Here is a 9,251-nt window from a genome sequence, read left to right as displayed (position 1 = left end):
CCAAGTACGGAAGGGATAAGCGCTGAAAGCATCTAAGCGCGAAGCCCCCCTCAAGATGAGATTTCCCAATTAGTAAGACCCCTTGAAGACGACGAGGTTGATAGGTTCGGGGTGGAAGCACAGTAATGTGTGGAGCTGACGAATACTAATAGGTCGAGGGCTTATCCTAATGAATATACAAGAAGCGTTTTAATCACTTTGCGATCAGTTTTCAAGGTATAACCTTGATAGGGAAGTAACCGAAAGGGAACATTCCTATACAGATTTAGATGGTGTGATATTTTTCTGTAGCAATACAGGAAATATATCCATCGCAAAAATCATGTTTGGTGACGATGGCGGAGGGGTTCCACGCGTACCCATCCCGAACACGAACGTTAAGTCCTCCAGCGCCGATGGTACTTGGACCGCAGGGTCCTGGGAGAGTAGGACGTTGCCAAGCTACCTGAACTTTAGGTTTAGGTAATCGGACTCTCGATATGGGTCCTATGAGTAGTGATTAATATTCCCTGATAGCTCAGTTGGTAGAGCACTCGACTGTTAATCGAGTTGTCACAGGTTCGAGTCCTGTTCGGGGAGCCATCTTGCTCTCATAGCTCAGTAGGTAGAGTGCATCCATGGTAAGGATGAGGTCACCGGTTCGATCCCGGTTGAGAGCTCCAAAGCAATATTTCACTTTATACTTCATGAATAAGGCCCGTTGGTCAAGGGGTTAAGACACCTCCCTTTCACGGAGGTAACAGGGGTTCGAATCCCCTACGGGTCACCAACTTATGGACGCTTAGCTCAGCTGGGAGAGCATCTGCCTTACAAGCAGAGGGTCGGCGGTTCGATCCCGTCAGCGTCCACCATAATATGCCGGTGTAGCTCAGTTGGTAGAGCGGCTGACTTGTAATCAGTAGGTCGTGGGTTCGACTCCTATCGCCGGCACCATTTAACCATTGGGGATTAGCCAAGCGGTAAGGCAACGGACTTTGACTCCGTCATGCATAGGTTCAAATCCTATATCCCCAGCCATTTAGTAAGAGCCATTAGCTCAGTTGGTAGAGCACCTGACTTTTAATCAGGGTGTCGTAGGTTCGAGTCCTACATGGCTCACCAGTTATATAATGTTGTGCGCGTGTGGCGGAATTGGCAGACGCACCAGACTTAGGATCTGGCGCCTTTGGCGTGGGGGTTCAAGTCCCTCCACGCGCACCATTTATTAAATACCTTAAAGAATGTAAGGATTTTAACTGGAACAGGTATACACCTTCACAAATGTGTGAAAGTGATGTATACTGAATATCTGAATAACTTATCTCATGCGCGTATGGCGGAATTGGCAGACGCACCAGACTTAGGATCTGGCGGGCAACCGTGGGGGTTCAAGTCCCTCTACGCGCACCATCTATTATTTTCGATTGTGATTATTTACACAGATCGGAATTGAAGTACTAATATAATGGCTGTTATTGATTCTCGAAAGAACGAGAGATTGAATAACGATATGCGGACATAGCTCAGTGGTAGAGTATCGCCTTGCCAAGGCGAGGGTCGCGGGTTCGAATCCCGTTGTCCGCTCCAGAATATGCGCCCTTAGCTCAGCTGGATAGAGCGTTTGACTACGAATCAAAAGGTCAGGAGTTCGAATCTCTTAGGGCGCGCCATTTTCATATTATCGGGATGTAGCTCAGCTTGGTAGAGCACTTGGTTTGGGACCAAGGGGTCGCATGTTCAAATCGTGTCATCCCGACCAGTTATGCGGGTGTAGTTCAATGGTAGAACTTTAGCCTTCCAAGCTAATAGCGTGGGTTCGATTCCCATCACCCGCTCCATTCATCTTCACAATTTCAGTAATTTGCATTTATGCGCGGACATAGCTCAGTGGTAGAGTATCGCCTTGCCAAGGCGAGGGTCGCGGGTTCGAATCCCGTTGTCCGCTCCAGAATATATGCGCCCTTAGCTCAGCTGGATAGAGCGTTTGACTACGAATCAAAAGGTCAGGAGTTCGAATCTCTTAGGGCGCGCCATTTTCATATTATCGGGATGTAGCTCAGCTTGGTAGAGCACTTGGTTTGGGACCAAGGGGTCGCATGTTCAAATCGTGTCATCCCGACCAGTTATGCGGGTGTAGTTCAATGGTAGAACTTTAGCCTTCCAAGCTAATAGCGTGGGTTCGATTCCCATCACCCGCTCCATTAATATTATATAACACAGAGACCGCAGACCTTCAGATGGGGTCTTTTTTTGTATATAAACTAGTATCTATTTAGATAATAGTAGAAAAATTTAGGTTAGTAATGTGGTAAAGCAGAATTTAGATAAAGATTTTCAGCACAACTTGTAGTATGATGGTAAGAACATTTAGAAAGTTAGAAAATGGTTGGAGTGGATAGGGGGAGACGGATGACTGATTTAACGTTGACCGCAAATAAAACAAATTCAAACAATCTCTTGCGGCGGGACGTACGCTTTTTGGGGAATATTCTTGGAGAAGTGCTCGTTCATCAAGGTGGACAAGAACTTCTTGATGTTGTTGAGAAGATTCGAGAACTAAGTAAATCTCTTCGTGCTGTATACTTGCCAGAATTATATGATGAATTCAAACAGTTAATCAACACGTTAAACCCGGATAATCGTCATCAGGTTATTAGAGCTTTCGCGATATACTTCCAATTGGTGAACATCGCTGAGCAGAATCACCGCATTCGTCGTAAGCGCGATTACGAACGTTCAGCAGGTGAAACTGTACAGCCGGGCTCGATCGAGAGCGTTATTTTAGAAATGAAAGAAAATCAAATATCAGAAGATGAGCTGCAAACAATGCTTTCGGGAATGTCGTTAGAGTTGGTTATGACGGCACACCCAACAGAAGCAATGCGTCGTGCCATTCTTGATATTCATAAGCGAATTGCAAAAGATGTCATGCAGCTAGATAATCCGACATTAACACATCGCGAGCGTGAACAGCTTAGAGAGAAATTGTTGAATGAGATTATTACACTGTGGCAAACAGACGAATTGCGCGATCGTAAACCTACAGTAATTGATGAAGTACGTAATGGTATGTATTACTTCAATGAGACACTCTTTGATGTTCTTCCTGAAGTATATGCAGAATTAGAACGTTGTCTGGATAAATACTATCCTACGCAATCATGGCATGTACCTACTTATTTGCGTTTTGGTTCATGGATTGGTGGAGACCGCGATGGAAACCCTTCCGTAACTTCTACTGTTACATGGGAAACGATGAAAATGCATCGTGGATTAGCGATTCGCCAATACGATCAACGTCTACGTGAACTAATGCGTACGATGAGTTTTAGTACAAGTATCGTAGAAGTTAGCAAAGAGTTGCTGAATTCTATCGAGCAGGATCGCAGCAATGTTGTTCTGAAACATGTGCCTGAATGGAACAATTCGAAAGAACCTTATCGGGTTAAAATTATTTACATGCTTCAGAAGCTCCATAATGTTATGGAGGAAACAACAAAAGGTACTAGTGAACGATATCAGACGGCAGCTGAATTTATTCAGGATTTGAAGCTGATTGATAACAGTCTTCGTCATCATTTCGCTGATTATGCTGCAGATACGCACATTAAGAAACTTATTCGCCAAGTTGAACTATTTGGCTTCCATATGGCTACATTGGATATTCGTCAGCATAGTAAAGAGCATGAGAGTGCGATGACTGAGATATTGGCGAATATGAACATTGTTGGGGATTACAGCGCTTTAGACGAACAAGACAAAATTGAATTGCTTAACCGTTTGCTGAATGATCCTAGGCCTTTGACTTCTCCGTATATTTGCTATAGTGAGTCGACAAAAGAATGCTTGGATGTATACCGAATTGTATATGAAGCTCAACTTGAGTTCGGTCATTCCTGTATAACGAGCTATCTAATTAGTATGGCCCAAGGCGCTAGTGATGTACTTGAAGTTATGTTGCTTGCCAAGGAAGTTGGATTGTTCCGTGAAGAAGCGAATGGTGATGTACGTTGTACATTGCAAGCGGTGCCTCTTTTCGAAACCATTGATGATTTGCATGCAGCTCCTCAAATTATGAGTCAGTTGTTTGAGCTACCTATATACCGTAAAGCAGTTAGCGCTATGAACGACTTGCAGGAGATTATGCTTGGCTACTCCGATAGTAATAAGGATGGCGGGATGCTTACTGCAAACTGGGAGCTTCGCGTTGCATTGAACGAGCTAACAGAAACTGCGAAACAACATCAAGTGAAACTGAAGTTCTTCCATGGACGTGGAGGTGCACTTGGACGTGGTGGTATGCCGTTGAATCGTAGCATCTTGAATCAACCGCCTCATACGATTGGCGGCGGGATTAAAATAACGGAGCAAGGTGAAGTGCTATCTTCGCGTTATTCTATGCAGGGGATTGCATACCGCTCCTTGGAGCAAGCAACGTCTGCTTTGCTGCAAGCGGCTATGTTGGCCCGTTATCCGCAAGTTAACGTTGAGGAAGAGAAATGGGAACTGCTTATGCCGAGCATTTCAGAAACGGCGCAGAAGAAGTATCAGGATCTCATTTTCCGTGATCCAGGATTCTTAACCTATTTCAAAGAGTCTACACCGCTTCCTGAGATTGGTGAGCTTAATATTGGTTCACGTCCATCGAAGCGCAAAAATAGTGATCGATTCGAAGATTTGCGTGCAATACCATGGGTATTTGCTTGGACTCAAAGCCGTTACTTACTGCCTGCATGGTATGCGGCGGGTACTGCATTGGATAAGTTCTATAACAATAATCCAGAAAATATGGCGACATTGCGAAATATGTACGACAACTATCCGTTCTTCGGATCTATGATCGACAACCTTCAAATGGCTCTTGCTAAAGCTGATCTGCTTATCGCGAAGGGATATGCGAGCATGATTAAAGACGATAGTATTCGCGAGCGTATTTTTGCTCTGGTAGAAGAAGAATATAAGTTAACTTCCAAAATGCTGTTAGAGATTACAGGCCAACGCGAAATATTGGATAATGTACCAGTCATTCAGGAGTCCATTCGCTTGCGTAACCCGTATGTTGATCCTCTCAGCTATATGCAAGTTGAATTATTGAAGGAACTACGCGCTTTGCGTGAATCTGGTGAAGATGATCCGGTATTGCTGCGCGAAGTGCTGCTCACCATTAACGGCATTGCATCAGGTCTTCGCAATACAGGTTAAAATTATAGCTAATTCGGTTCATCTTTTCATGGAAGCATGCCTTATAGCAGAAATGCAGTCATGGATAAGGAATGGTACGGTGGTCGAGTCTTGTTCCAGCAAGGCTCGGCCTTTCCTGTGTTACGTTGCAGGGATTTATGCCCTAAGCTCCGTCAAATTCCTAGTATGGATTTAAACCGATAAAGCAACACGAGTAGTGAGGACGGAGGGACACTGTTGGATACGTTAGAAAGACGACTCGCGAAGTTAGCCCGGGCGGGAGACACACGAGCGTTTGCCGAGATTGTCGAACTGTATAAAGACAAAATCTTTCACCTCGCATACCGTATGTTGAGTAACCGACATGAAGCGGAAGATATTGTGCAGGATACTTTTCTGCGCGTATACCGTAACTTAGATCGATACGACGAGAATCAGAAGTTCTCGACTTGGATATACCGTATAGGGACGAATCTTTGCATTGACCGTTTACGTAAGCGCAAGCCGAACTATTCGCTTGATGCGGAAATGACGGATCAAGATGGTGTAGATGGCTATGCTATGATTCCAAGTGATGATCGTACACCCGAGACGTATTTGCTTGTCAGTGAGACGCAGCGAATGATACACGAAGCGATAGAGACGCTTCCGGCTAAATACAAGTCAGTTATGATTCTACGGTACTTGCAGGACATGTCTTTGCAAGAGATAAGCGATGTAATGGATATGCCGGTTACAACGATCAAAACCCGTGTGCATCGTGGACGTGAGTTTTTGCGGAAGAAATTGGAGAAGAAGATTTAATAACAAGCGTAAGAAAGTTTGAAACGCTTTTTGGAACGTAACGTATCGTATATTGTTACGAAAACATTAAATAATGGGTTTATCCGTATTATCGGACAAGAGCTGCTTACTCTCTCACAAACCCTAAGAAAGGATTGGCTCAGATGGATTGCAAACAAGCCGTCTCATTGATGCATGATTTACTGGATGAAGACCTGGAGCGACAGTGTGCCTTGGACCTAAAAGCGCATATGCTTGCATGTCCGGCTTGCCGTGAGCGTTTCCGCCAGTTAGAAGAAGCGGAAAGGCTGCTTTACGGATTCAATCATCGTTTGCAGCCGCCGTCGGAAGATTTGACTGAACGGATTATGGGTGTGATTCCGCGGCCGCAGCGTAAGCAGAGTCCAATGATTGCTTGGGTGAAACGTCATCCTGCCATCACAGTAGCAGCTGTTTTCTTCCTCGTCATGACGACGAGCTGGTTAAGCATGTGGAATGCTGACAAGCAGTTAATCGTCAAAGGCGATCAAATGAATATTATTATTCAAGATGACAAAGTCATTGTGCCTAGTGGTCAAGTTGTTAATGGTGATTTGACGATTCATAATGGCAAGGCGGAAGTTCATGGCGAAGTCAAAGGTAACCTAACGGTTGTTGACGGACAGGTATATCAGGCGTCAACGGCACATATCTCAGGATCGGTTCAAAAGATTGATGAGGCATTTGATTGGATTTGGTACCAGATAAATAGCCTGTTCGGCAGTTCGGCGGTAGCGCCGTAGTCTGACGACATCTCGATCGATAAGCTAGCTCTCCCGTGTATATGTCTACGGGGGAGTTTTTTTATATTCTAAGTGAAAATGTACATATTCTTGAAGGAACTTTGTAATCTGTTGCCGAAAAGGATATAGTTAAACTAAATAGAGAAGGATTATCTTATTAGGGTCTCGGGGGTACCTTCATGGATTTTTTTGCTGAAATCGAATGGACGAATACGATTAAGAACATACTCGATATTTTAATCGTCAGTTACATCATATATAAATTACTCGTACTCATTAGAGGTACACGAGCAGTACAGCTGCTTAAAGGGATTTTTGTACTGGTTGTTACATGGGCAGCTAGTACGTGGCTCAATTTGTATACACTAAAATGGTTAATGAATCAGATGTTCACGTTCGGGGTATTGGCACTGGTAATCATTTTTCAACCTGAACTGCGTCGTGCGTTGGAGCAGCTTGGTCGAGGAAAGATTTTTGGTGGTCGCTCGAATACGGAGGAAGATGAGACAGGGCGTGTCATTGGAGAATTGATTAAAGCCATTAATTATATGTCTCGTCGAAAAATAGGGGCATTAATCGTGTTTGAGCGGAGTACAGGACTGAATGAGTACGTCGAGTCAGGCATTCCAATGGATTCGCGGATTAGCTCTGAACTGCTTATCAATATTTTTAGCCCAAATACACCGCTTCATGATGGAGCTGTCATAATTCAGAATAGTAATATTGCGGCAGCGGCTTGTTATTTACCATTGTCAGAAAATCCTTTTATTAGTAAGGAATTAGGCACAAGGCATCGTGCTGCCATCGGCATTAGTGAAGTATGCGATGCAATATCTGTCGTCGTTTCAGAGGAAACAGGGCAGGTGTCACTGGCTATTAACGGTCAAGTTGTGCGTGATATTAAAGAGGAATCACTCATTTCTAAGCTATTTGAAGAGCTGAAGCCGGATACGAAAAAGGAACGTCGTTTGTTCTGGAAGCGGAGAGGTGATCAGCGTGGATAAATGGTTAATGAACAATAACTCAGCAAAGATCATTGCGCTTGTGTTGGGCGTGCTGTTGTTTGCTGTAGTGCACCATAATGAAGATAGTGCAAATGAAGTGACACATCCCCTTATGGAAACGCGCGTTATCGATGGGGTGAAGCTGCAAGAGAGAGGTTTGGCAAGCAATCTTGTTCTTAAAGGAATAACGCCAAATACGGTCAGTGTGAAAGTAAGCGGTAAACCGGCAGCGGTTGCGGCAGCTCTTTCTGAGGAATATAAAATTGTTGTTGATCTTACGGGCTATGGAGCGGGCAAACATATTATTCCGTTGCGATATGATTTTCCAGATGGAGTAAGAGTGGATAGCTTACAGCCTTCGATGGTTACGGTTGTACTTGAAGAGGTGCAAACGAAACAAGTTGATGTCGTGATAAAAACAGAGGGAACGCCTAAAGAAGGATACAAAGCAGGTACGCCAATTGTAACTCCATCTAATCGAGTACATGTTTCGCTGCCTACATCACGTATGACGGAGGTTAAGTCTGTCATAGGTATGGTGAACATTGATGATGCAAGCGAGTCCGTCAAGCAGCAGCAAGTGAAGCTAACTGCTTACGATGGAGCGGGGAATGAAATTAAAGATGCAGTTATTACGCCTTCTGTCGTAGAGGTAGAAGTGCCGATTACGAAGCCTTTCAAAACAGTACCTTTGCAAGTTAACTTTAAAGGTCAACTGCCAGAAGGTTTATCCGTTGCTCAAGTGACACCGAGTGTGAATCAAATAACGCTATACGGGCCGCAGGCTGATTTAGATGAGATTGAGTTCTATGATCAGGCAGTAATCGATCTAGCTAATATTAAGGCTAGTGGGCAGTACACCGTAAGTGTGAAGTTGACTGCGCCACCAAACATTGAGAAAATGGAACCTAGCGAGATTCAGGTAAATGTCGTAATATCGGAAGAGAAAGTTAGGACGTTGAAAAACATTCCAATCACGCTAACTGGTATCAATGATCGCTTAGTAACGACCATAACAGAACCAGCATCTAGGGCTTTTGATATTACGGTTGTAGGCTCGCCAGCAGTTATCGATGCGATGCAAGCAAGCGATATTCAATTGATAGCAAATGTGAATGATCTGCCGCAAGGTAATCATGTTGTTACTCTTCAAGTGAACTTGCCACGGTTCGTCAAGTTGACTAAATCCCAGCAGTTTATGGCGAAGGTCACGATACAGGAAAAGGGATCGCCAACAGGTACGAATTCCAAACCTAATCCTGAACCTAACCCTAACCCAGGGACAGAAGTAGAGACGGATGCCGGTGTAGATCAGACGAATCCTGATTCAACTTCGAATGAGAATTCGACAACAGATCCGCAAGAGGGGACGAGTGATTCGTCTGAAAGTCCGGATGCTGGATCGAATTCACCAGAGGCACCAGCTACGGATGGGACAAGTTGATTACATGTGATAATAAACAGTCCTATAAGCTATTCAATGGTGCTCACTAGCAGCACAGATAAAGAGAAAAGATTGCAG

The 9,251-nt window shown here is 44.3% G+C and carries 5 protein-coding genes, 17 tRNA genes and 2 rRNA genes; all 24 read left to right on the top strand.

Features of this window, described 5'->3' with window-relative positions; all coding sequences use genetic code 11:
• Positions 1-169, top strand: a 23S ribosomal RNA gene (locus IFO66_RS09500); the annotation flags it as partial.
• A 156-nt stretch (positions 170-325) separates the two neighbouring features.
• Positions 326-442: ribosomal RNA gene (gene rrf, locus IFO66_RS09495) — 5S ribosomal RNA — on the top strand.
• A 64-nt stretch (positions 443-506) separates the two neighbouring features.
• Positions 507-582: transfer RNA gene (locus IFO66_RS09490), tRNA-Asn, on the top strand.
• Positions 583-586: 4 nt separating this feature from the next.
• Positions 587-662: transfer RNA gene (locus IFO66_RS09485), tRNA-Thr, on the top strand.
• Between the two features lie 32 nt (positions 663-694).
• A tRNA-Glu gene (locus IFO66_RS09480) sits at positions 695-769 on the top strand.
• A 6-nt stretch (positions 770-775) separates the two neighbouring features.
• Positions 776-851, top strand: a tRNA-Val gene (locus IFO66_RS09475).
• Between the two features lie 6 nt (positions 852-857).
• Positions 858-933: transfer RNA gene (locus IFO66_RS09470), tRNA-Thr, on the top strand.
• Between the two features lie 9 nt (positions 934-942).
• Positions 943-1,017: transfer RNA gene (locus IFO66_RS09465), tRNA-Gln, on the top strand.
• A gap of 8 nt (positions 1,018-1,025) precedes the next feature.
• Positions 1,026-1,101, top strand: a tRNA-Lys gene (locus IFO66_RS09460).
• A 15-nt stretch (positions 1,102-1,116) separates the two neighbouring features.
• Positions 1,117-1,200, top strand: a tRNA-Leu gene (locus tag IFO66_RS09455).
• Positions 1,201-1,306: 106 nt separating this feature from the next.
• Positions 1,307-1,389: transfer RNA gene (locus IFO66_RS09450), tRNA-Leu, on the top strand.
• A gap of 102 nt (positions 1,390-1,491) precedes the next feature.
• A tRNA-Gly gene (locus IFO66_RS09445) sits at positions 1,492-1,566 on the top strand.
• A 6-nt stretch (positions 1,567-1,572) separates the two neighbouring features.
• Positions 1,573-1,649: transfer RNA gene (locus IFO66_RS09440), tRNA-Arg, on the top strand.
• Between the two features lie 12 nt (positions 1,650-1,661).
• A tRNA-Pro gene (locus IFO66_RS09435) sits at positions 1,662-1,738 on the top strand.
• A 5-nt stretch (positions 1,739-1,743) separates the two neighbouring features.
• Positions 1,744-1,817, top strand: a tRNA-Gly gene (locus tag IFO66_RS09430).
• Between the two features lie 35 nt (positions 1,818-1,852).
• Positions 1,853-1,927: transfer RNA gene (locus IFO66_RS09425), tRNA-Gly, on the top strand.
• Between the two features lie 8 nt (positions 1,928-1,935).
• Positions 1,936-2,012: transfer RNA gene (locus IFO66_RS09420), tRNA-Arg, on the top strand.
• Between the two features lie 12 nt (positions 2,013-2,024).
• A tRNA-Pro gene (locus IFO66_RS09415) sits at positions 2,025-2,101 on the top strand.
• A gap of 5 nt (positions 2,102-2,106) precedes the next feature.
• Positions 2,107-2,180: transfer RNA gene (locus IFO66_RS09410), tRNA-Gly, on the top strand.
• Positions 2,181-2,388: 208 nt separating this feature from the next.
• Positions 2,389-5,181: a phosphoenolpyruvate carboxylase gene (gene ppc, locus IFO66_RS09405; RefSeq protein ID WP_192024906.1), complete on the top strand. Its 2,793-nt coding sequence runs from the start codon at positions 2,389-2,391 to the stop codon at positions 5,179-5,181.
• Positions 5,182-5,397: 216 nt separating this feature from the next.
• Positions 5,398-5,964 carry an RNA polymerase sigma factor SigW gene (sigW, locus tag IFO66_RS09400; RefSeq protein ID WP_192024905.1) on the top strand — a complete coding sequence of 189 codons (567 nt, stop codon included), beginning with the start codon at positions 5,398-5,400 and terminating at the stop codon, positions 5,962-5,964.
• Between the two features lie 143 nt (positions 5,965-6,107).
• Positions 6,108-6,725, top strand: coding sequence for an anti-sigma factor (locus tag IFO66_RS09395; RefSeq protein WP_192024904.1), 618 nt, complete (start codon positions 6,108-6,110; stop codon positions 6,723-6,725).
• A gap of 179 nt (positions 6,726-6,904) precedes the next feature.
• Positions 6,905-7,729: a diadenylate cyclase CdaA gene (gene cdaA, locus IFO66_RS09390; protein WP_028595364.1), complete on the top strand. Its 825-nt coding sequence runs from the start codon at positions 6,905-6,907 to the stop codon at positions 7,727-7,729.
• Complete coding sequence (locus IFO66_RS09385; RefSeq protein WP_192024903.1) at positions 7,722-9,173, top strand: CdaR family protein; 1,452 nt, start codon at positions 7,722-7,724, stop codon at positions 9,171-9,173. The genes cdaA and IFO66_RS09385 overlap by 8 nt, the downstream gene beginning before the upstream one ends.
• Positions 9,174-9,251: the final 78 nt, after the last annotated feature.

This window comes from Paenibacillus arenosi, from assembly GCF_014841135.1.
Lineage (GTDB): Bacteria > Bacillota > Bacilli > Paenibacillales > Paenibacillaceae > Paenibacillus_B > Paenibacillus_B arenosi.
The sequence above is the reverse complement of the archived record's forward strand: the minus strand, read 5'-3'. Positions and strand labels throughout refer to the sequence as shown.